Below are 21,318 nucleotides of genomic sequence, written 5' to 3' on the forward strand. Positions count from 1 at the left end.
AACGTGGGTGGTAGCTGTACGCGGGTTAGCAGACCGGTCAATAGGAAAACCAGCGCACCCGAAGGTGCCCCGCGCACAGCCACCATAAATGCAGATGTGAACCGTGTGCCTATTGAAGTCAGGCTGCTAAACCCGGTCACTGAATTGGCAGTGACGGACCGCAGACTAGCCACCGATTCCAGCAGGCACAAGGCGGCGGGGATTGTCTCGGAAACGTCCTGCAATTTAAAGCGACACGACTTGCTGGCCCTTTACGAACCATGACAAAACTCCAGCAACCCCAGCGCCCTAATGCTGAAATGCAGTCAAAAATGTGGGAGCGGGCTTGCTCGCGAATGCGGTGGATCAGCCAATGAATGAGTTGACTGAACCACCGCATTCGCGAGCAAGCCCGCTCCCACAAGGGTTCTAGGGTGTTTTGGAGAATGGGGGAACTTACCGTCGCCCAGCCCGCGTACTCACATCCACCCAAACCGCCAACACCAGAATGCTGCCCTTCACGATCATCTGCCAGTAACTGTCCACGTCCAGCATCGACATGCCGTTGTCCAGGCTGGTAATCACCAACGCCCCCAGCAACGCGCCATACACCGTGCCCGAGCCGCCGCGCATCGAAGTGCCGCCGATAAAGCACGCGGCAATGGCGTCCAGTTCGCCCATGTTGCCTGCTGACGGTGAGCCGGCAGCCAGCCGCGCAGTGTTGACCAGACCGGCGAGCGCGCACATCACGCCCATGATCCCGAAGATCCACAATTTCACCGCCTGCACGTTGATGCCCGACAGCCGCGTGGCCTCCATATTGCTGCCCACCGCATACACCCGGCGGCCGAACACGGTCTGGCTGGTGACATAGCTGAACACGCCGAGCAGCACCATCAACAGCAGCACCGGCACCGGAATGCCGTCATAGCTGTTGAGGGTGGTGACGAATCCGGCGAGCACTGCGCCGATCACTGCCACACGCACCAGGTCACGCACCATCGAGTGCGCCGTCAACCCATGCAATGCGCGATTGCGGCGCTGTTTCCAGGTCAGGAACAGCGTCAACGCAAACAACAGCACCCCAAGCCCAACACCCACCGCATGCGGCAAATACCCCTGGCCTATGTACACCAGCGACGGCGACACCGGCGCGATGGTGGTGCCGCCGGTGATCCCCAGCAGAATCCCGCGAAACGCGAGCATCCCGCCCAACCCGACGATAAACGACGGGATGCGCAGATAGGCCGTCATGTAGCCGTTGGCCAAACCAATCATCAACCCGCACAACGCCACCAGACTCAGGTTGGCCAGCAATGGCACGTGATACACCACGTCGAGGATCGCCGCCAAGCCACCGAGCAACCCCAGCAACGAGCCTACCGACAAGTCGATCTCGCCGCTGATGATCACCAGCACCATGCCGCACGCCAGAATCCCGGTGATCGCCATCTGCCGCAACAGGTTGGACAGGTTGCGCGGCGTGAGAAACCCGCCCTCGGTCTGCCAGCTGAAAAACACCCAGATCACCGCCACGGCGATGACCAGGGCAAGCATTTTGTAGCGAGTAAACAGCTGTTTGACCTGGTTCATCTACGCGGTCTTCCGATCATTATTATTGTTGTTGTTGTTGTGGCTGAGCGCTGCGGCGAGCACCTGTTCCTGGGTGAGCCCGTCGTTGACGAAGTCGCCGCGCAGTTGGCCGTCGCCGATCACCAGCACGCGGTCGGACACTCCCAGCACCTCGGCCAGTTCCGACGAGACCATGATGATCGCCACCCCTTCGGCTGCCAGCGCGCCCATCAGTTTGTAGATCTCATACTTGGCGCCCACGTCCACGCCGCGTGTGGGCTCGTCGAGGATCAGCACCCGCGGCTTGGCCATCAGCATTTTCGCCAGCACAGCCTTTTGCTGGTTGCCGCCGGACAGGCTGGTGATCGGCAGGAACGGGCTCGCGGTCTTGAGGTGCATGCGCGCGATCTGCCGGTCGATGCTGCCCAGTTCGGCTTCGGTATCGATGCGCGTCAGCTTGGCATAGGTGTCGAGCACGGCCAGGGTGATGTTCTGGCCCACGCCGAAGTCGGGGATGATGCCTTGGCGCTTGCGGTCTTCAGGCACCATGCACAGCCCGGCGCGGATCGATTTGAGCGGTGTGCGGGTGTCGATCCGCTGGCCGTCCAGCCACACCTCACAGCTGTAACGGCCGGGGTAGGCGCCGAACAGAGCCGACACCAACTCGGTACGCCCGGCGCCAACCAGCCCGGCGATGCCGAGGATTTCGCCGCGCTTGAGCGCAAAGGAAATGTCGTCGACGCGTTTGCGCCTGGGGTTGTCGACGTCGTAGCAGGTGACGTTGCGCGCCTCGAAAACCACCTCGCCGACCGTGTGGGGTTGCGTGGGGTAGAGGTTGCTCATCTCGCGGCCGACCATCTGCGTGATGATCTGCGCAATGTCCATGTCGGCCATGGCCGTGGTCGCGATGTGCTTACCGTCGCGGATCACCGCGATGGTGTCGCACACCGCCGCCACTTCATCGAGCTTGTGGGAGATGTATACGCAGGCCACGCCCTTGGCTTTCAGGTCGCGGATGATGTCCAGCAACACCTCGATTTCCGAGCGCGTCAGGGCCGAGGAGGGCTCGTCAAGGATCAACAGGCGCGCGCGTTTATTGAGGGCCTTGGCGATTTCCACCAGCTGCTGGTAGCCGCCGCCGTACTGCGACACCGGCAGCGACACGTTCATGTCCGGCACCTTGAGCTCGCGCATCAGGGCTTCGGCGCGGTGGATCATCGCCGGGTAGTTCATGCGCCCGCCGGGCAGGGTCAGCTCGTGGCCCATGAAGATGTTCTCGGCTACCGACAGGTCGGGCACCAGGGTCAGTTCCTGGTGGATGATCACGATGCCGGCGGCCTCGGTTTCGCTGATGGATTGGGCCTTGAGCGGTTGCCCGTGCCAGAGGATTTCACCGTCCCAGGTGCCGTGGGGGTAGACCGCCGACAGCACCTTCATCAAGGTGGATTTACCGGCACCGTTCTCGCCGCACAGGCCGATGCATTCCCCCGGCCGCACCTTGAGGTCGATGCCGTTGAGGGCGTTGACACCGCCAAAGCGTTTGACGATGCCGTTCATTTGCAGCAGGTAGTCGGCCATGGCGGTCACTGCCCGGCAATCTGCTCTTTGGTGTAGAACCCGTCTTTCTCCAACAGGTCGATATTGGCCTTGGTCAGCGGGGTCGGGGTCAGCAGGATGGTGTCGACCTTTTTGCTGCCGTTGTCGTATTGCGAGCCGTAGGCCGGTTTTTCATTGCGCGCCAACTGCACCGAAAGCTTGGCCGCTTCGGTGGCGATCAGCTTGAGCGGTTTGTACACGGTCATGGTCTGGGTGCCGTCGATCACGCGCTTGACGGCGGCGAGGTCGGCGTCCTGGCCGGAGATTGGCACCTTGCCCGCGAGTTGCTGCGCGGCCAGGGCCTGGATCGCGCCACCGGCGGTGGCGTCGTTGGAGGCGACGATGGCGTCGATCTTGTTGTCGTTGCGGGTCAGCGCGTTCTCAACGATGCTCAGGGCCTCGGTGGGGTTCCATTCCTTGACCCACTGTTGGCCCACCACCTTGATGTCGCCCTTGTCGATGGCCGGTTGCAGCACCTTCATCTGGCCTTCGCGCAGCACCTTGGCGTTGTTGTCGGTGGGCGCGCCGCCGAGCAGGAAGTAGTTGCCCTTGGGCGCCGCTTGCAACACGCCACTGGCCTGCATCTCGCCGACTTTTTCGTTATCGAAGGAGATGTAGGCGTCGATGTCGGCGTTGAGGATCAGGCGGTCATAAGACACCACCTTGATCCCGGCCTTCTTGGCTTCGGCCACGGCGTTGGTGAGGACGGTGGCGTTGAACGGCACAATGACGATCACGTCGACGCCCCGGGAGATTAGGTTTTCGATCTGGGAAATCTGCTTTTGCTCGTTGGCGTCGGCCGATTGCACGAAGACCTTGGCGTCGAGTTTTTCGGCGGCGGCGACGAAGTAGTCACGGTCGCGTGACCAGCGTTCCAGGCGCAGGTCGTCGATGGAAAAACCGATTTTCGGGTGGGCTGGGTCGGCCATGACGGGCAGGGCGAGCAGGGCCAGGGCGGTGGCGATAAGTGTGCGTTTCATGGGTGTGCGTCCTTTTATTGTTGTTGGAAAGACTCAGGTGAAACGGGTTTTTGTAGTGAGCGGGCTTGCCCCGCGCTGGGTGGCGAAGCCGCCCCAAATCCAGACGCCTCGGTCTTTCTGATACACCGCGGCGTCCGGGTTTAGGGCGGCTTCGCCACCCGGTGCAGGGCAAGCCCGCTCACAACGCGTTCAGCGGTAGATGAAGCGGTTGACGATGCCTTCGAGCATTTCCTGGCGGCCGCTTACCGCCTGCGGGTTCAACTCATTGGCAAACGCATGCTCGGCCAGCGACGCCAGGCTAAATTCACCCGCCAGCACCGCCTGGCCCAACGGTTGCTGCCAACCGGCGTAACGCTGGTCCTTGAACTGTTGCAGCCGATCGTTCTGCACCATCGCCGCTGCGCGTTCCAGCGCCAGGGCCAACACATCCATGGCCGCTACATGCCCGTGGAACAGGTCCACTTCGTCCAGGCTCTGGCGGCGCACCTTGGAGTCGAAGTTATAGCCGCCATTCTTGAAACCGCCAGCCTTGAGGATTTCATAGGTGGCGAGGGTCATTTCCTCGACGCTGTTGGGGAATTGGTCGGTGTCCCAGCCGTTCTGCGGGTCACCGCGGTTGGCGTCGATGCTGCCGAAAATCCCCAGGGACACGGCGGTGGCAATTTCGTGATGAAAACTGTGCCCGGCCAATGTCGCGTGGTTGGCTTCGATATTCACCTTGATCTCATGTTCCAGGCCGTATTCATGCAGGAAGCCGAACACCGTGGCGCTGTCGTAATCGTATTGGTGCTTGGTCGGCTCCTGGGGCTTGGGCTCGATCAGCAGGTCGCCCTTGAAGCCGATCTTGTGCTTGTGCTCCACCACCATGCGCATAAAGCGCCCGAGCTGTTCGCGTTCGCGCTTGAGGTCGGTATTGAGCAGGGTTTCGTAGCCTTCGCGGCCGCCCCACAGCACATAGTTGGCCCCGTTGAGCCGGTGCGTGGCGTTCATCGCGCTGAACACCTGGGCGGCCGCCACGGCAAACACCTCGGGGTCTGGATTGCTCGCGGCGCCGGCGGCAAAGCGCGGGTTGCTGAAGCAGTTGGCGGTGCCCCACAGCAGTTTGATGCCGGTCTGTTCCTGATGCCGCTCCAGGTGATCGACCATCTGTGCGAAGTGGTGGCGGTACTCCTTCAACGAGTGGCCTTCGGGGGCGACATCCGTGTCGTGAAAGCTGTAGTAATCGATGCCCAGCTTGGAGAAAAACTCAAACGCCGCCTCGGCCTTGCCGATGGCCACGGCCATTGGCTCGCCGCTGCGCTGCCACGGGCGCTGGAAGGTGCCCACGCCAAACATGTCCGCCCCCGGCCAGACAAAGGTGTGCCAATAACAGGCGGCCATGCGCAGGTGTTCACGCATGGGTTTGCCGAGGATCAGTTTGTTTGCGTCGTAGTGGCGAAAGGCGAGGGGAGCGTCGCTGTTTGGGCCTTCGAAGCGAACCTTCTCGACACCTGGGAAGTACGGCATGGCGTTTTCCTTATTATTCTTGGCGGTGTCTCGATACTAGCAACGGTGTTGGGGCTGGCGATTATGAAAATCACCAAGGGATGGTGCGATTTTGAGTGGTGGGGTCTAGTCTGTCCCGACCGGCCCCAGGACAAAAACAATGAAAACCCTACCGCCCGTGCACCGCATTGCCTTGCTGTTCAACGGCAGCAAAATCTACGACCGCGGCATCATCGCCGGCATCGGCAATTACCTGAGCAGCACCCGCGCCTCCTGGGACTTGTTCCTTGAAGAGGACTTTCTGTGCCGCCTCAAGGGCATCGAACGCTGGCAGGGCGATGGGATCATTGCCGACTTCGACGATCCGCTGATTGGCGAGGCGCTGGCCGGGAGCCGACTGCCGGTGGTGGCGGTGGGTGGTTCCTATGAGGATGCGCGGGCGTATCCGAAGGGCATTCCCTACGTGGCCACCGATAACCACGGCTTGATGAAGCTGGCCTATGAGCACTTGATCGAAGCGGGCCTGACGCGCTTTGCCTGTTTCAGCCTGCCCGAGGCCCAGGCCAATCGCTGGGCCCAGGAGCGGGAAAAAGCCTTTCGCCGCCTGATGCAGCGCGACGGCCTGCCCGTCGAGATCTATCGCGGCCTGGGCACCAGCGCACCGCTGTGGGACAGCGCCGTAGAGCAGCAGATCGCCTGGCTGCAGGGCTTGCCCAAACCCATCGGCATCATCGCCGTCACCGATGCCCGTGCGCGGCAGTTGTTGCAAGCCTGTCTGACCGCCGGGATTGCCGTGCCGGAGGAGGTCGCGCTGATCGGCATCGACAACGACCCACTGACCCGCACGCTCACGCGGGTGCCGCTGAGTTCGGTGATTCAGGGCACCGAAACCATGGGCCGCACGGCGGCGGCGCTGTTGCACCAGATGCTGCATGGCAAGCCGTGCAAGGCCGAGCAGATCCTGGTGCCGCCGGAGGCGATCAATGTGCAAGCCTCCAGCCTGCATCAACCCTTGGGCAACCCGTATGTGATGCAGGCGCTGCTGTTTATCCGCCAGTACGCCTGCCAGGGCATCAAGACCGCCCAGGTGGCAGCGTATGTGGGGGTATCGCGTTCATCCCTCGAGGCGCACTTTCGCCGCGAACGCGGGTGCAGCGTGCATGACGAGATCCTGCGTTTCAAGCTCGCGGCGGCCGCCAAAGGCCTGGAAAACCGTGGCCTGGCGATTGCCGACATTGCGCAGCGTTGCGGCTTCAAGTCGGCGCAGTACCTGCACACGGTCTTTCGTCGTGAGTTTGGTTGCACGCCAGGAGAGTATCGCCAGGGTTAAAAAAGCAGCCCCAGCAAGGCCGCCTTGACGGCCGCCTCGGCCTTGTTGCTGGCCTGGAGTTTGCGCATGGCGTTGACCAGATGAAACTTCACCGTACGGATGTCGATGGTCAGGATCATGCTGATCTCGAAATAGGTCTTGCCCAGTGCCGTCCAGCGCAAGGTTTCTTTCTCGCGCACGGTCAGGGGGCGGTCGATTTCAGGCAGGTATTTGTCAGAGAAAAAGCGTGTCATGGACTCGTGCGCCAACTGCGTCAGCCAGATCAGCTTGTTTTCGACGCTCTCCAGCTCCAGCGCAGAAATATATTCACTGGAGCGTGAAACCGAGAGCAGGCCAATCGCGTTGGGCCCCCGCTGGGAAGACAGGCACCAGCCATGGTTCAGCTGGTAGTGCCGCGCCTCCTCCCAGAAGGCCAATTGTTTGTGCTGTTGCGCGGCGGACCAATGCAGGGGGATGGAACGGGTCAGGCCATGTTCGACGGTAGGGTCCTGGACGAAGTAGTTCTCGCTGACGTACTTGCTTTCCCAGGCGCTCGGGTAGTTCGACAGCAGGACATAGTGCGGTGCGCCCAGCGGCAGCGGAATTCTTAGACCGTAGGAGCAGAATTCAAAGCCCAAGCCGGACGTAATGGCATGCAATTTATTGAATAGTTCATGTTCGGTCGTGCAGCCCGACACTGCCTCGACTAACGTTTCGCGCCAGTCATTCACCAAGAGTTCCTTCCATGCTCGACGCCCGTCATAGCTGGGCGGAGTCGAATTATACAGGCTGTTCCAGGCGGCGGATGCATAGTTTCTGGGGGTAGTCCACCTGCCCATTCGGGCAGCTACTCACAAAATCAACGGTTTGCTGTACTCGGCCAATAATATTGGTTGGGTGGTTGGCATGCTTACGGCAGTAACAGGGACAGTGGGTGAACTATTGCCAGGCATGGCGAGTGCCCTGGCGAAGTATCGGTATGAGGTATTTGTCAAAGCCCTGGGCTGGCCCTTGCCGTGCGAAGAGGGGCGTGAGCTGGATGCGTTTGATCGCCCGGATACCGTTTACGTTCTGGCCTGTGACCGTGATCGCGAGATCTTCGGTTGCGCCCGCCTGCTGCCCACCAATGGCCCGTACCTGCTGGGTGAAGTGTTCCCGCACTTGATGGGGGAAAGCCCGCCGCCGTTCTCGGCGGATATTTGGGAGCTGTCACGCTTTGCCATCAGCCAGCCCAAGGGGCAGGTGTTGAGCGCCGAGCAAGCGTGGCAGAACACGGTAAAGCTGGTTCGCGAAGTGATTGATGTGGCGCGCTCCAAGGGCGCTTTTCGCCTGATTGCGTTCAGCGCGGTGGGCAACGAGCGCCTGCTCAAGCGGATGGGCGTTACCACGCGCCGGATCTCGGCGCCGCACCTCATCGACAACCAACGCATCGTGCCATTCTGGATCGACATCGACGACACCACCACCCGCGCCTTGTGCCTCGCGGCCTGAAGCGGGTTATTTATGATTGCGTTGGCCAGAGCCTTGTTGGTGCTGTTGTTGATCGTGTCGAGCTTTCCGTTTTTATGCCTCTACATGCTGATCAACCCGTCGAAGAACCGAAACCTGTACGTGGCCTGCCGAGTCTACGCGCTGATCAATCGCATCTGTGCGGTGCGTGTCGAGGTGCACGGCTTTGACCGCGTACCCACCACCCAACCCTATATTTATGTGGCCAACCACCAATGCAACCATGACGCGCTGATCGTGGCGCAAGCGCTCAACCCCGGTACGGTGATTGTGGCCAAGCACTCACTCAAATGGTTGCCGCTGCTAGGGCAGTTGTATTGGTTGACCGGCAGCCTGTTCATCGATCGAAGCAGCCCACGGGCGTCTATCGAGGGGTTGCGCAAGCTGGCCAGGCGGGTGGTGGCCGACAACACGTCGCTGTGGATCTTCCCGGAAGGCACGCGCACCCATGGCGAAAAGATGCTCGCGTTCAAGAGCGGTGCCTTTCGGCTGGCCAAGGAAATGGGGGTGGGGATCGTCCCGGTGACGATCAGCCCGGCGGTGAACCATATCGCTTACAACGCGTGGCGCAGGACTGATGTCAGCATCGTCGCCCATCCGCCCATCGAGGCGGATGAGGTCACGGCGATGAGCGCCAAGCAACTGGCGAACTACGCACGCGAGATTATCAACAACGCGCTGCCGGTGGCTTAGAAGGTCGCCTTGACCTGCAAACCCAGGACCAACGCGTCGTCGATCTTGTCCCCGGAAAACGCCCCCGGTTCGATGATGTATTGCACATCCGGACGCAAGGTCAGCCACGGCGTGGCCTGGTAGCCGTAGCTCAGTTCGATCAACTGCTCGGCGTTGTTCAGGTTGGGGTAATCGGTACCGGCGTTGAACGCCGCCAGTTCCTGCACCTCACGGCTGCGCGGGTTCGGCACGGCACGCCCGTAACCGAGGGCGAGGGTGTCACGCGGGCGGCCTTCGAACGGTTTGTACAACACCACGCCCGCGCCATACCACTTGCTGAACGGTGAGGCCGCTTCACTGGCCGCCGAGTATTGGCCAAATGCATGCAGCACGCGACCGGCGGATGTATCCGAGGCCCACACGGCCTGGTCGATCAGCAGGTAGTGCCCGCTGCGTCCACTCACTTCCTTGGTGCTGCCGATGCGTTTGACGTCGGAGCTGTCGTAGTAATAACCCACCTTGTATTCGCCCGGCAGGGTGCCCGCGTGCTTGTAGATCAGCTCGATGGGCACCACGGTGCCGGTGGTGTGCTTGGGCGTCAGATGCCAGGCGCGGCTGGAGTTGCCGTTGCTTTGCGGGTCGACGTTGAATGCCGCCACGCGCAGTTGCCAGTTTGGCGAGAGGTCGTATTTGACCCGTGCACCGAGGCGCGCATTCGGGTAGTTGGTCCAGCCGCTGCCGCCGGACATGTTCAGCGGGTGCCCGCAGAAACCGGCGTTCATGAAGTTGCACAGAACGCCGCTGTCGAGGCCGCCGAGGTCGTTGCCCATGGCCATGTAGCCAAGCTTGACGTTCAGCGCCGGGGTGAACAGCGTGCGCTCATAGCTCAACTCGGTGAGGCGGGTGTAGAGGCCGCCGTAGTTTTCCTGGATCGGCAGGCGGTTGCCCACCAGGTCTTCGGAGGCGCTGTTGCCGCGTCGGTCGTTGATGGTCAGCTGGATGCGGTCGCCGTTGTTGAAACCGTAGAGCTTGCCCAGGTCGAACTGCACGCCGAGCTTGAGGTTCTGCGAGTAGCGCGCCGAGCGGTGCATGCCGCCGTGGGCGTTGTAGGCGGTCTCGCCGCTGTAGTCGCCGGTGAAGCGGATGCCTTGTGCGTCGAGCTCGCGGCGCAGGCCGCCCCAGTCGCCGGTCAGGGTGCTGTCATCGGCTTGTACGGGCAAGGCTGCGCCCAGGGCCAGGCCGAGCAGCAGGCGCCCCAGGGACGTGTGAGAAGTGAGGGTCATGCGGGTTCTTCCAGACAGAAAGCGCGGTGCAGAGGGCACCGCGCTTGATCGAGGGGTTAAGGCAGGGCGTAGGCGATCACGTAGTCGCCACGGTCAGTGGACTGGCGTGCACCGCCGGCGGTGATCACCACGTATTGCTTGCCGGTTTTCGGCGAGACGTAGGTCATCGGGCCGCCTTGGCTGCCGACGGGCAGGCGGGCTTTCCAGATTTCATCACCGTTGGCGCTGTTGAAGGCGCGCAGGTAGAAGTCCTGGGTGCCGGCGATAAAGATCAGGCCGCCTTGGGTCGACAGCGTGCCGCCGAGGGTCGGCAGGCCGATCTTGATCGGCAAGTGCATGCGGATGCCCAGGGGGCCGGTGTCTTCAACGGTGCCCACCGGCACTTGCCACGCGACCTTCTGGGTCTTCATGTCGATCGCGGTCAAGGTGCCGAACGGCGGCGCCTGGCACGGAATACCGGCCACCGACAGGAAGCGGTTTTTGTTCACGGCATACGGCGTGCCCTTGAGGGGCACGGCGCCCATGCCGGTGTTCAGCGCTTCGCCGCCGGACGCGGCCTGGGCCTTGTTCTGCGACGGTATCATCTGGATCCACAGGCCCAGGCGCATGTCGTTGACGAAGATAAAACCGTGCACCGGGTCGGTGGAAATGCTGCCCCAGTTCATGCCGCCCAGGGAGCCCGGGAAACTCAGGGATTTATCGGTGCCCGGCGCGGTGTACAGGCCGTCGTAGCGCATGCCCTTGAAGTCGATGCGGCACAGCAGTTGGTCGAACGGGGTGGCACCCCACATGTCCGACTCGGTCAGGGTTTGCGCGCCGATCTGTGGCATACCCACAGATTTAGGCTGGGTCGGCGAGTAGGGTTCGTTGGGGATGTTGGCGGCCTTGACCGGTACTTCCTTAACCTCGGTCAGCGGCTTGCCGGTGGCGCGGTCGAGCACGTAGATCTGCCCGGCCTTGGTGCCGATCACGACTGCAGGCACGGCTTTGTCGGTGCCGGGTGCAGTGAAGTCGATCAGGCTTGGCTGCATCGGCAGGTCGAAGTCCCACAGGTCATTGTGGACGGTCTGGTACACCCACTTTTCGGCGCCGGTGGAGGCGTCCAGCGCGAGGACCGACGCGCCGTATTTGTGGTTCAACTGCGTGCGTTCAACCCCGTAGATGTCGGTGGACGAGCTGCCCATCGGCAAGAACAGGGTGTTCATCAGCGGGTCATAGGACATCGGCGCCCAGCTGTTTGGCGTGCTGCGCACGTAGGTGCTGCCCTCGGCCGGGGCTTGTTTGTCCTGTGGGTTGCCGGGGTCGAAGGCCCAGCGCATTTGCCCGGTGATCACGTCGAAGCCACGGATCACGCCGCCGGGCATGTCGGTCTGGACGTTGTCCGCCACGCGCCCGCCAACCACCACGGTGGTGCCAGCGATCAATGGCGCCGAGGACAGTTGGTAGTAGCTGTCCGGCACGTTGCCCAGGCCGGCTTTCAGATCCACTTGGCCGTGGGTGCCGAAGTCTTCGCAGAACTTGCCGGTGTCGGCGTCTACGGCGATCAGGCGTGCATCAATAGTGTTGGTCAGCAGGCGACGCTGGCACTGCGCACCGGCGGGGACGCTGGCGGCAATGATCGGTGAGCTGTTGGGCTGGGTCGGCTGGGCAATCGGCGCGGTGGCGTCGAAGTAAGCCATGCCACGGCAACGCTGCCACACCGCCGACTTGGCGTTGACGTCGTTCTTCCACAGCTCTTTGCCGGTGTCGGCGTCGAGGGCGATCAGGTTGTTGTGCGGTGTGCAGATGAACACCTTGTTGCCGATCTGCAGGGGCGTCAATTGGTCTTCGGCGCCGTTGCCGTCGCTGAGGGCGACGTCACCTGTGTGGTAGGTCCACGCCACTTTGAGTTTGTTCACGGTGTCACGGTTGATCTGGTCCAGCGCGGCGAAACGGCTGCCGCCTTCGGTGTTGCCGTAGTGCGCCCAATCTTTCTGCGCATCGGCCGCCGCCACCGGGGTGATGCCCGGACCGGCACCCGTCGGCGCGACGCTGGGGTGGGCGACAAACATATTGCCCGCCGCCACTGCCACGCCGACCGCTAACACGGCGGCGACGCCATACGCGCCACGCGCCGGCTTGCCGGCCAGCAGCGGGTAAACCAGTGCCACCACCATGCCGATGGCCGCGAACATGAACAGCCGCGAGAACAGCGGCCAGAACACCAGGCCCACATCCGCCACGGCCCAGATCGCCGTGCCGACCAGGAACGCGGCGAACAGCCACGCGCCGGCTGGTTTCTGCCGCGCAATCAGCAGCCCGGAGACCGCCATGGCCAGGCCGCCGATCAGGAAGTACCAGGAACCTCCAAGGCTGACCAGCCTGGCGCCGCCAACGGCCAGCGCCACGCCGAGCAGGGCGATGATGACGCCCAATCCCAGCAGGAGAAATCTAGAGGCGCCCGTGGCGCGTGATGCTTGTTTCATGTCGACAGCACTCAAGGTGAATGGCAAAGAGAGAATGTTAGCAAGATAAGTAACTGGTTAGTACATTCTTACGATAAGACGTAAGTAGCAGGTGATGTGATGATTCAAGCAGGGAGCGCGGCGCTTTGCCGGAAAAGACGCGATGTTAAAAAATGTTAGATTGAAAAAATACTTCACATAATCTGTTCATTGGTGGATGATCGATAGCAATTCCAACGCGGCTCGCCGGTGTGGCCTCAGCCGCCGTTTTCCCCTGGAGTACCCCATGAATAATAAGAATGTTGGTGTTGTCGGTCTGGGCGCGATGGGCCTGGGCATTGCCCGCTCGCTGCTGCGCGCCGGCTTCAATGTGCATGCCTGTGACGTGCGTGACGCCGTCACCCGGCAGTTCGCAGGCGAAGGCGGGGTGGCCTGCACGTCTGCGGCGCAGATGGCCGAAGCCTGCGATGTGATCATCACCGTGGTGGTTAACGCCGAGCAGACCGAAACCGTGTTGTTCGGTGAAGGCGGGGCGGTGGCGGCACTGCGTCCGGGCAGCCTGCTGATCGGCTGCGCCACCGTGGCGCCGACCTATGCGGTTGACCTCGGCCAGCGCCTGGCGGAGCTGGGCCTGTTGTACCTCGATGCGCCGATCTCCGGCGGTGCGGCCAAGGCTGCCGCCGGTGAAATGACCATGATGACCTCCGGCCCGCACGCTGCTTACGCCAAGGCTGAGGCCGTGCTGGCCGGCATGGCGGGCAAGGTCTATCGCCTGGGCGATGTCCATGGCCTGGGCTCCAAAGTCAAAATCATCAACCAGTTGCTCGCCGGCGTGCACATCGCTGCGTCTGCCGAAGCCATGGCCCTGGGCCTGCGCGAAGGCGTCGACGCCGATGCCTTGTACGAAGTCATCACCCACAGCGCCGGCAACTCGTGGATGTTTGAAAACCGCGTGCCGCACATTCTGAAGGCGGACTACACGCCGCTGTCGGCGGTGGATATTTTCGTCAAGGACCTTGGCCTGGTGCTGGATACCGCCCGCGCGAGCAAATTCCCGCTGCCGCTGTCGGCCACCGCACATCAGATGTTCATGCAGGCCTCCAGTGCCGGTTTCGGCCGCGAGGACGACTCGGCGGTGATCAAGATTTTCCCCGGCATCGACCTGCCGACCGCCAAGCCCGACTCTGTTTAAGGAACGCGTCATGACGACTGCCAACGCGCGCCCATTGCTGGGCTGCATCGCCGACGATTTCACCGGCGCCACCGACCTTGCCAACATGCTCGTGCGCGGTGGCATGCGCACGGTGCAGAGTATCGGCATCCCCAGTCGCGAAGTCGCGGCCGGGCTGGATGCGGATGCAATTGTCATCGCCCTAAAGTCGCGCACCACCCCGGCAGCCGAGGCGGTTGCTGAATCCCTGGCCGCACTGGACTGGCTGCGCGCACAGGGCTGCGAGCAGATTTTCTTCAAGTACTGTTCCACCTTCGATTCCACCGCCGCGGGCAATATCGGCCAGGTCAGCGAGGCCTTGCTCAAGGCCCTGGGCAGCGACTTCACCCTGGCGTGCCCGGCGTTTCCGGAAAACGGTCGGACGATTTTCCGTGGCCACTTGTTTGTGCAGGACCAACTGCTCAGCGAGTCCGGCATGCAGCATCATCCGTTGACGCCGATGGGCGACGCCAATCTGGTGCGTGTGCTGCAAAGCCAGACCCAGCTGCCGGTCGGCCTGCTGCGTTACGACGCGATTGGCGCCGGGGTCGAGGCGACCCGCGCCAAGATCGCCGAACTGCGTGCGCAAGGCGTGGGCATCGCCATCGCCGATGCGCTGTCGGACCGCGACCTCTACACCCTGGGCAGTGCCTGCGCGGACTTGCCGTTGCTGACCGGCGGCTCGGGCCTGGCATTGGGCCTGCCGGACAATTTCCGCCGCGCCGGCAAATTGCGTGACTTCGATGTCGCCACGTTGCCCTCGGTCAGCGGCGGCGAAGTGGTGTTGGCGGGCAGTGCATCGGTAGCGACCCTGGGCCAGGTGGCAGCCTGGCAGGAAGCCGGGCGCCCGGCGTTGCGCATCGATCCGCTGGCCCTGGCGGCCGGTGAACCGGTGGTGGCCCAGGCCCTGGCGTTTGCCCGCGACAGCGCGCATACCGTGTTGATCTACGCCACCAGCACCCCGGCCGAGGTCAAGGCGGTGCAACAACAATTGGGCGTCGAACGCGCCGGAGCCCTGGTGGAGGACGCGCTGGGCGAGATCGCCAGCGGCCTGCGCGCAAGTGGCGTGCGGCGCTTTGTGATCGCCGGCGGCGAAACCTCCGGCGCGGTGGTCAAGGCGCTGGGCGTCAACCTGTTGCAGATCGGCGCGCAGATCGATCCGGGCGTGCCGGCTACCCTCAGCGGTGGTGCCGAGCCGTTGGCGCTGGCGTTGAAATCGGGCAACTTCGGCGGGCGCGATTTCTTCGCCAAGGCCCTCGCGCAACTGGCCGGAGGTGCGCAATGAGCGGCATCGACGAACAGGCCCAGCGCGACGAAATCTGCGAGGTTGGCCGCAGCCTTTATCAGCGCGGCTACACCGTGGGCAGTGCCGGCAATATCAGCGCGCGCCTCGACGATGGCTGGCTGATTACGCCGACGGATATCTGCCTCGGGCGCCTGACCCCGGCCGCCATCGCCAAGGTCAACCTGAAAGGCGAGTGGGTCAGCGGTGAAAAGCCGTCCAAGACCCTGGCCCTGCATCGCCAGGTGTACGACCGCAACCCTTCGGTGGGCGGTGTGGTGCATACCCATTCGACCCATCTGGTGGCGCTGACCCTGGCCGGGGTGTGGCGCGCGGACGACATCTTGCCGCCGCTCACGCCGTATCAGGTGATGAAGGTCGGGCACATTCCCTTGATCGGCTACCAGCGCCCCGGCTCCCCAATGGTTGCCGAGCAAGTTGCACAACTGGCCAACAGCGTGCGCGGTGTGATGCTCGAACGCCTCGGGCCGGTGGTCTGGGAAAGCTCGGTGGCCAAGGCCAGCTACGCCCTGGAAGAACTGGAAGAAACCGCGCGGCTCTGGTTGATGAGCAACCCACGGCCCGCGCCGCTGGACCAGGCTGCACTGGATGAACTGCGCGAGACGTTCGGCGCGCACTGGTAACCCCAACATTGCACGCGTTGCCCCGAGGCCCTGGTCAGGGACTCGACGGCCCCGGCTTGCGTAAAAAACAATAACAACAGGACATTTTCGAATGAGCCCACTGATTTTGATGTTGACCGCCGGTGCGGGTATCGCGCTGTTGCTGTTTCTGGTCCTCAAGTACAAATTCCAGCCGTTTGTCGCGCTGATGCTGGTGAGTATCGTGGTGGCCCTGGTTGCCGGGGTGAAACCCGCCGACCTGGTCGCGACCATTGAAGGCGGCATGGGCAAGACCCTTGGCCATATCGCGATCATCATTGCCCTGGGCGCGATGATCGGGCGCATCATCGAACTCTCCGGCGGCGCCGAGGCCCTGGCCAAATCGCTGATCGAGCGCTTCGGCAACAGCCGCACGCCGCTGGCGCTGACCATTGCCGGGTTCATCATCGGCGTGCCGGTGTTCTTTGAAGTCGGGGTGATCATCCTGATGCCGCTGGCCTATGGCGTGGCTCGCCGCGCCCGCAAACCGCTGCTGATTTTTGCGCTGCCGATGTGTGCGGCATTGCTGACCGTGCATGCGTTCCTGCCACCCCATCCGGGTGCCGTGGCGGCCGCCAGCCAACTGGGGGCGGACCTGGGGCGGGTGCTGATGTTCGGCCTGCCGATGACCGCATTGCTGTGCTACATCGGTTATCGCGTGGCGGGGCGCATGACCCGCCGCTTCTACCCGATGACCGACGACATCCGCGCCGAAGTCTACGGCCCGCACGTGACCAACGCCGACTTGCAGGCCTGGAACAATGGCGGCCAGCAGGCCGTACAACAAGCGGCCGTGGCCGAGTCCCACATGGGCCTGGAAGAATCCACCAGCGCCATCGCCGCCAAGCTGCCGGCGGCGCCTGCACCGGGTTTTGGCTTGATTGTCAGCCTGATCCTGCTGCCGATTGTGTTGATCCTGTTGGGTACCCTGGCGACTTCGCTGTTGCCGGTCGAGTCGACCTTGCGTGGAGTGATGACGGTGCTCGGCGCGCCGCTGGTCGCGCTGCTGATCGACACCTTGCTGTGCGCCTGGCTACTGGGCTCGCGCCGTGGCTGGAGCCGCAGCCAGGTGTCGGATGTGATTGGTTCGGCGTTGCCGGGCGTGGCCATGGTGATCCTCATTGCCGGTGCCGGTGGTGTGTTCGGCAAGGTGCTGGTGGACACCGGCATCGGCGCGGTAGTCTCCGACATGCTGCGTACCACCGGCTTGCCGGTGCTGGCCCTGGGCTTTTTGTTGACCATGCTGCTGCGTGCGGTGCAGGGTTCCACGACTGTGGCGCTGGTGACCACGGCCGGGATCATCAGCCCGTTGATCGTCACCCTCAACCTCACGCCCAACCACCTGGCGCTGCTGTGCCTGGCCATGGGCGGTGGCGGGCTGGCGATGTCGCATATCAACGACGCCGGCTACTGGATTTTCACCAAGCTCGCCGGGCTCAACGTGGCGGACGGTCTGCGCACGTGGACGGTGATCACCACCTTGCTCGGCACCTTGGGGTTCTTGATTACCCTAATGATCTGGCCTTTTGTCTGACTTCCAGGAGTTCCCATGCCTCGCTTTGCTGCCAACCTGAGCATGCTGTATCCGCAACACGACTTTCTCCAGCGGTTCGCCGCGGCGAAAGCCGATGGGTTTGATGCGGTGGAATACCTGTTTCCCTACGACTACAGCGCGGCCGAGCTCAAGCAGCGCCTGAGCGACAACGGTTTGGTCCAGGCCCTGTTCAATGCACCGCCGGGTGACTGGGCGGCGGGGGAGCGCGGCATCGCCACGCTGCCGGGGCGCGAGGCCGAGTTTCGCCTGGGCTTCGACCGCGCGCTGGAATACGCCGCCGTGCTCGGCAACGACCGCATCCACGTGATGGCCGGCCTGTTGCCGTCGGAAAGCCTGCGCCAGCGCCACCACGCCGTGTACCTGGAAAACCTCGCCTACGCCAGCGCCGCAGCGGCCCGGGTCGGGGTGACGGTGTTGCTGGAGCCGATCAACACCCGCGACATGCCGGGGTTCTTCCTCAACCGCCAGGACCAGGCCCAGGCCATCTGCCGTGAAGTGGGGGCGAGCAACCTCAAAGTGCAGTTCGACTGCTACCACTGCCAGATTGTCGAGGGGGATGTGGCGACCAAGCTGCGTCGTGATTTCAACGGCATCGGCCATATCCAGATCGCCGGCGTACCGGACCGCCATGAGCCGGACTCGGGCGAGTTGAACTACGGCTACCTGTTCGGCCTGATGGACCAGTTGGGCTACACCGGCTGGGTTGGCTGCGAGTACCGGCCAAGGGGCGACACCTCGACGGGCCTGCAATGGTTGCGTGATCTGTAACGGACCCGCGTTCGGCAAGCCCGCTCACTACGGGTTTTATCAGTTTGGCTGGGTTGGCAGCATCAGCTCGATGCCGCGCTTGCGGATGCCGTCCGCCGCCGCCGGGGCGAGCGCGTCGTCGCTGATGATCACGTCGAACGGTTCCAACCCGGCAATCCGGTACATGCTGAAGGTGCCGTACTTGGAACTGCTTGCCACCAGCACCACCTGCGCCGCCGATTGCATGGCCACTTGCTTGACCTCGACCTTCAGCGCCGAGGGGGTGGTGATGCCACGGTGCAGGTCCCAGGAGCTGGTAGACATGAACGCGATGTCGGTGACCACCTGACGCAAGGTCGCCACCGCCAGCCCGCCGACCGAAGAATGGTTGTCATGGTCCAGCTGCCCGCCGGTGTGGATGACGGTCACCTGCTGCGCATCCATCAAGGCCTGCACAATGCCGAAGTCGTTGGTCACCACCGTCATCCCCGACAGCGCCTTGATATAGGGCACGATCTCCAGGGTGCTGGTACCCGCATCCAGGTACACCGTCATGTCCGCGTGCAGCAAACGCGCGGCCAGGCGCGCCATGGCCTGTTTCTGCGGCAGTTCCACCACGGCCTTGGACTGATGGCTCGGCTCGCTGTGCAACTGGCTGGCGATACGCACCCCTCCGGTGACCGAATAGGCCCGGCCTTCCTGCTCCAGCAGCGCGATGTCGCGGCGCACGGTCATGTGCGAGCAGTCGAACATCTCCATCAGCTGGTGCACGCTCATCACCTGATGCTTGCGCAACTGCCGCAGGATTTGCTCGCGACGCTGCTCGGGAATCATCGGGGTGCTGCTGTCGGCAGCAGTGTCCTTGGGGTTGGGCATTGGCGTTCCGGGTCGGTCTGGGGGCTGGTGCACATAGTAGCGAATACACGCAGCGTTCGCCTGCTCCCTGCAGGCGAACCCAGGCTGAGGTTATCTAGTATTTGAACCGGCCCACCAACCCCTTGAGCTGCCCCGAAATATCCGTAAGCCGGCCTGAACCGGCCTGCGCCGAGTGGGCGAAGCCTTCAACCAGTTGCGCATCGGCATGAATCTGCGCGATGTGCCGGTTGATCTCTTCGGCCACCTGGTGCTGTTCTTCGGCGGCGGTAGCGATCTGGGTGTTCTGGTCGCGGATCGAGTCCACCGAGCCCAGAATCTTGTCAAAGCTGTCGCGGGCCTGCTGGATGCGATCCACGCTGGTCTGCGAGACCAGCAGGCTGCCCTGCATCTGCAAGGTGACTTCCTGGGTGCGCCGGGCGAGGTTGCCCAGCAGGCTGTCGATCTCGCCGGTGGAATCGGCGGTGCGGCGGGCGAGGGCGCGCACTTCGTCGGCCACCACCGCAAAGCCGCGACCTTGGTCGCCGGCGCGCGCGGCTTCGATGGCGGCGTTGAGCGCGAGCAGGTTGGTCTGTTCGGCAATCGAACGGATGGTGTCGAGGATGGTGTTGATGTTCTGGCTGTCCTGCTCCAGCAACTGCATGGTCTGGGTCGACTTTTGCAGGTCTTCGCTGAGCTTGAGTACGCTGCCGGTGGCTTCGCCGATGTGCTGCTGGCCGTTGTGTACGTCGCGGTAGCCCTCATCGGCACTGGTGGCGGCGGCGCTGCACGAGCGTGCGACTTCGTTGGAAGTGGCGACCATCTCGTTGAACGCGGTGCTGACCAGTTCCACGGCTTCGCGCTGGCGGCCGGCGGCCTGGTTCATGTTGTTGGCGACGTCGCTGGTGTCGGCGGCGGCGCTTTGCAGGTCGTTGGACGCACTGCCGATACGCTGCACCAACTGCGCAATCGCGCCGAGGAACTGGTTGAACCAGCCGGCCAGGGTCGCGGTTTCGTCCTTGCCTTGCACGCTGAGTTTGCGCGTCAGGTCGCCTTCACCTTCGGCGATTTCCTGCAGGCCATCGGCCACGCCGCGGATCGGCCGCACGATCATGCTGGCGAAACTCGCACCGACGAGGGCGAACACCACGGCCAGCGCGGCGGCGATGGCGGCGATCAGCCAGGTCAGGCTGGAGGCGCCGGCCATCACCTCGTCGCGCTTGATCAGGCCGATGAAGCGCCAGCCCAGGTCTTTGGAGCTGACCACGTTGACCATGTACGGCACGCCGTCGATCTCGATCTGGGTCGCGCCGTCAGTGCGCTTGGCCAGTTCGGCGTATTGCGGGCCGAGGTCGGCCAGGGGCTTGAAGTTGTGCTTGGCATCGCTGGGGTCTACCAGCACGTTGCCGTTGCCTTCCACCAGCATCAGGTAACCGCTGTCGCCCAGTTTGATGTTGCGCACCAGTTCGGTGAGTTGCTTGAGCGACACGTCCAGGCCAACCACGCCGAGGATGTTGCCGGTGGCGTCGGCAACGGTGTGCACGGTGCCGATCAGCACCACATCGTCCGGCGCCCAGTAGTACGCCCCGGTACGCACGGTAGTGCCCGGTGCGGCGATGGCGGCTTTATACCAAGGGCGCACGCGTGGGTCGTAATTGTTCAGCTTGGTGTCGTCGGGGTAGCTGGCGTAACCGCCGTCGGCGAGGCCGAGGGACAGGTAGGCGGTGCTGGGATGGCTTTTGGCGAACTGGTCGAAAATCGCCAGCAGCTCTTTATTCGTTTGGGTCAGGGGGATTTGCGCGGCGTCGGCACCGGCGTAGCTCTTGAGGTCTTTGGCCGCGACAACGCGCGGGTCCTTGGCCACATATTCAACGTTCTGGCTGATGCCGTCGAAGAATTGCTTCATGCCATTGTCGATCTGGCGGATCTCGCGGCTACTGCTGTCGAGGAAGTTGGCCACGGCCGCATCCCGCAGGTTCAGTACCACCAGCACGGCCACCAGGATCACCGGCACGCATGCGATGGTCGCAAACGCCCAGGTCAGCTTGTGTTTGATATTCATGACATCTCCCGCAGGGTACTTATTAGAGTTGGCAAGGCGGAGAAAAGCAGCGAAGAGCGTCGCATGTGTTGTTTTTAGGGGGGATTGCCCATGCGTACCCCCCATATATCGACCAGCAG

Annotated in this window: 16 protein-coding genes and 2 pseudogenes; 8 read left to right on the forward strand and 10 right to left on the reverse strand. The window is 63.1% G+C overall.

Annotation, left to right across the window (positions count from 1 at the left end; all coding sequences use genetic code 11):
* Positions 1-435: 435 nt before the first annotated feature.
* The 4 genes from PSH81_RS10130 to xylA form a co-directional block, all read right to left on the reverse strand.
* A complete protein-coding gene (locus PSH81_RS10130; RefSeq protein WP_305392429.1) occupies positions 436-1,572 on the reverse strand; it encodes a sugar ABC transporter permease in 1,137 nt (378 codons plus the stop codon).
* Positions 1,573-3,129, reverse strand: coding sequence for a D-xylose ABC transporter ATP-binding protein (xylG, locus tag PSH81_RS10135; RefSeq protein ID WP_305392430.1), 1,557 nt, complete (start codon positions 3,127-3,129; stop codon positions 1,573-1,575).
* 5 nt (positions 3,130-3,134) lie between these two features.
* Positions 3,135-4,127 carry a D-xylose ABC transporter substrate-binding protein gene (gene xylF / locus PSH81_RS10140; protein ID WP_192300882.1) on the reverse strand — a complete coding sequence of 331 codons (993 nt, stop codon included), beginning with the start codon at positions 4,125-4,127 and terminating at the stop codon, positions 3,135-3,137.
* A gap of 189 nt (positions 4,128-4,316) precedes the next feature.
* Positions 4,317-5,633, reverse strand: a complete 1,317-nt coding sequence (gene xylA, locus PSH81_RS10145; RefSeq protein ID WP_226455998.1) for a xylose isomerase — start codon at positions 5,631-5,633, stop codon at positions 4,317-4,319.
* A 139-nt stretch (positions 5,634-5,772) separates the two neighbouring features.
* Between xylA and PSH81_RS10150 the strand changes: the two genes are divergently transcribed.
* On the forward strand, positions 5,773-6,942 hold the full coding sequence (locus tag PSH81_RS10150; RefSeq protein ID WP_305392431.1) for a XylR family transcriptional regulator: 1,170 nt from the start codon (positions 5,773-5,775) through the stop codon (positions 6,940-6,942).
* On the opposite strand, the gene PSH81_RS10155 is transcribed toward PSH81_RS10150, so the two are convergent.
* Positions 6,939-7,652: an autoinducer binding domain-containing protein gene (locus PSH81_RS10155; protein WP_192300885.1), complete on the reverse strand. Its 714-nt coding sequence runs from the start codon at positions 7,650-7,652 to the stop codon at positions 6,939-6,941. The two genes, PSH81_RS10150 and PSH81_RS10155, sit on opposite strands and share 4 nt — an antisense overlap.
* A gap of 175 nt (positions 7,653-7,827) precedes the next feature.
* Here PSH81_RS10155 and PSH81_RS10160 point away from each other — a divergent pair, with 175 nt between their 5' ends.
* Together PSH81_RS10160 and PSH81_RS10165 are read left to right on the forward strand one after the other, a co-directional pair.
* On the forward strand, positions 7,828-8,412 hold the full coding sequence (locus PSH81_RS10160) for an acyl-homoserine-lactone synthase (RefSeq protein WP_305392432.1): 585 nt from the start codon (positions 7,828-7,830) through the stop codon (positions 8,410-8,412).
* A 12-nt stretch (positions 8,413-8,424) separates the two neighbouring features.
* Positions 8,425-9,123 carry a 1-acyl-sn-glycerol-3-phosphate acyltransferase gene (locus PSH81_RS10165; RefSeq protein WP_305392433.1) on the forward strand — a complete coding sequence of 233 codons (699 nt, stop codon included), beginning with the start codon at positions 8,425-8,427 and terminating at the stop codon, positions 9,121-9,123.
* Here PSH81_RS10165 and PSH81_RS10170 read toward each other — a convergent pair.
* Positions 9,120-10,385: a carbohydrate porin gene (locus PSH81_RS10170; RefSeq protein ID WP_226455995.1), complete on the reverse strand. Its 1,266-nt coding sequence runs from the start codon at positions 10,383-10,385 to the stop codon at positions 9,120-9,122. The two genes, PSH81_RS10165 and PSH81_RS10170, sit on opposite strands and share 4 nt — an antisense overlap.
* 56 nt (positions 10,386-10,441) lie before the next feature.
* The gene (locus PSH81_RS10175; protein ID WP_305392434.1) at positions 10,442-12,850 is read right to left on the reverse strand and encodes a glucose/quinate/shikimate family membrane-bound PQQ-dependent dehydrogenase; all 2,409 of its coding nucleotides are present in this window, start codon (positions 12,848-12,850) and stop codon (positions 10,442-10,444) included.
* A 265-nt stretch (positions 12,851-13,115) separates the two neighbouring features.
* Here PSH81_RS10175 and ltnD point away from each other — a divergent pair, with 265 nt between their 5' ends.
* From ltnD to otnI, 5 genes are all read left to right on the forward strand, one after another.
* Positions 13,116-14,021, forward strand: a complete 906-nt coding sequence (ltnD, locus tag PSH81_RS10180) for an L-threonate dehydrogenase (protein WP_305392435.1) — start codon at positions 13,116-13,118, stop codon at positions 14,019-14,021.
* Between the two features lie 10 nt (positions 14,022-14,031).
* Positions 14,032-15,324 carry a 3-oxo-tetronate kinase gene (gene otnK / locus PSH81_RS10185; protein ID WP_192300890.1) on the forward strand — a complete coding sequence of 431 codons (1,293 nt, stop codon included), beginning with the start codon at positions 14,032-14,034 and terminating at the stop codon, positions 15,322-15,324.
* The gene (locus PSH81_RS10190; protein WP_226455993.1) at positions 15,321-15,965 is read left to right on the forward strand and encodes an aldolase; all 645 of its coding nucleotides are present in this window, start codon (positions 15,321-15,323) and stop codon (positions 15,963-15,965) included. Before otnK ends, PSH81_RS10190 begins: the two co-directional genes overlap by 4 nt.
* 91 nt (positions 15,966-16,056) lie before the next feature.
* On the forward strand, positions 16,057-17,517 hold the full coding sequence (locus PSH81_RS10195) for an SLC13 family permease (RefSeq protein WP_226455992.1): 1,461 nt from the start codon (positions 16,057-16,059) through the stop codon (positions 17,515-17,517).
* Between the two features lie 15 nt (positions 17,518-17,532).
* A complete protein-coding gene (otnI, locus tag PSH81_RS10200; RefSeq protein WP_226455991.1) occupies positions 17,533-18,306 on the forward strand; it encodes a 2-oxo-tetronate isomerase in 774 nt (257 codons plus the stop codon).
* A 39-nt stretch (positions 18,307-18,345) separates the two neighbouring features.
* On the opposite strand, the gene PSH81_RS10205 is transcribed toward otnI, so the two are convergent.
* From PSH81_RS10205 to PSH81_RS27515, 3 genes and pseudogenes are all read right to left on the reverse strand, one after another.
* On the reverse strand, positions 18,346-19,161 hold the full coding sequence (locus tag PSH81_RS10205; protein WP_192300894.1) for a DeoR/GlpR family DNA-binding transcription regulator: 816 nt from the start codon (positions 19,159-19,161) through the stop codon (positions 18,346-18,348).
* A gap of 94 nt (positions 19,162-19,255) precedes the next feature.
* Positions 19,256-19,792 (reverse strand): annotated as a pseudogene (locus tag PSH81_RS27510) (methyl-accepting chemotaxis protein); the annotation flags it as partial.
* Positions 19,793-20,164: 372 nt separating this feature from the next.
* Positions 20,165-21,304, reverse strand: a pseudogene (locus tag PSH81_RS27515) (cache domain-containing protein); the annotation flags it as partial.
* Between the last annotated feature and the right edge of the window lie 14 nt (positions 21,305-21,318).

Source organism: Pseudomonas sp. FP2335 (genome assembly GCF_030687535.1).
GTDB lineage: Bacteria > Pseudomonadota > Gammaproteobacteria > Pseudomonadales > Pseudomonadaceae > Aquipseudomonas.

Coding starts and splice junctions, on each gene's coding strand:
- PSH81_RS10160 (WP_305392432.1), top strand. CDS start 7,828: ATGCTTACGGCAGTAACAGGGACAGTGGGTGAACTATTGCCAGGCATG.
- PSH81_RS10165 (WP_305392433.1), top strand. CDS start 8,425: ATGATTGCGTTGGCCAGAGCCTTGTTGGTGCTGTTGTTGATCGTGTCG.
- otnK (WP_192300890.1), top strand. CDS start 14,032: ATGACGACTGCCAACGCGCGCCCATTGCTGGGCTGCATCGCCGACGAT.
- xylG (WP_305392430.1), bottom strand. CDS start 3,129: ATGGCCGACTACCTGCTGCAAATGAACGGCATCGTCAAACGCTTTGGC.
- PSH81_RS10175 (WP_305392434.1), bottom strand. CDS start 12,850: ATGAAACAAGCATCACGCGCCACGGGCGCCTCTAGATTTCTCCTGCTG.
- PSH81_RS10170 (WP_226455995.1), bottom strand. CDS start 10,385: ATGACCCTCACTTCTCACACGTCCCTGGGGCGCCTGCTGCTCGGCCTG.
- xylF (WP_192300882.1), bottom strand. CDS start 4,127: ATGAAACGCACACTTATCGCCACCGCCCTGGCCCTGCTCGCCCTGCCC.
- otnI (WP_226455991.1), top strand. CDS start 17,533: ATGCCTCGCTTTGCTGCCAACCTGAGCATGCTGTATCCGCAACACGAC.
- PSH81_RS10190 (WP_226455993.1), top strand. CDS start 15,321: ATGAGCGGCATCGACGAACAGGCCCAGCGCGACGAAATCTGCGAGGTT.
- ltnD (WP_305392435.1), top strand. CDS start 13,116: ATGAATAATAAGAATGTTGGTGTTGTCGGTCTGGGCGCGATGGGCCTG.
- xylA (WP_226455998.1), bottom strand. CDS start 5,633: ATGCCGTACTTCCCAGGTGTCGAGAAGGTTCGCTTCGAAGGCCCAAAC.
- PSH81_RS10130 (WP_305392429.1), bottom strand. CDS start 1,572: ATGAACCAGGTCAAACAGCTGTTTACTCGCTACAAAATGCTTGCCCTG.
- PSH81_RS10150 (WP_305392431.1), top strand. CDS start 5,773: ATGAAAACCCTACCGCCCGTGCACCGCATTGCCTTGCTGTTCAACGGC.
- PSH81_RS10205 (WP_192300894.1), bottom strand. CDS start 19,161: ATGCCCAACCCCAAGGACACTGCTGCCGACAGCAGCACCCCGATGATT.
- PSH81_RS10195 (WP_226455992.1), top strand. CDS start 16,057: ATGAGCCCACTGATTTTGATGTTGACCGCCGGTGCGGGTATCGCGCTG.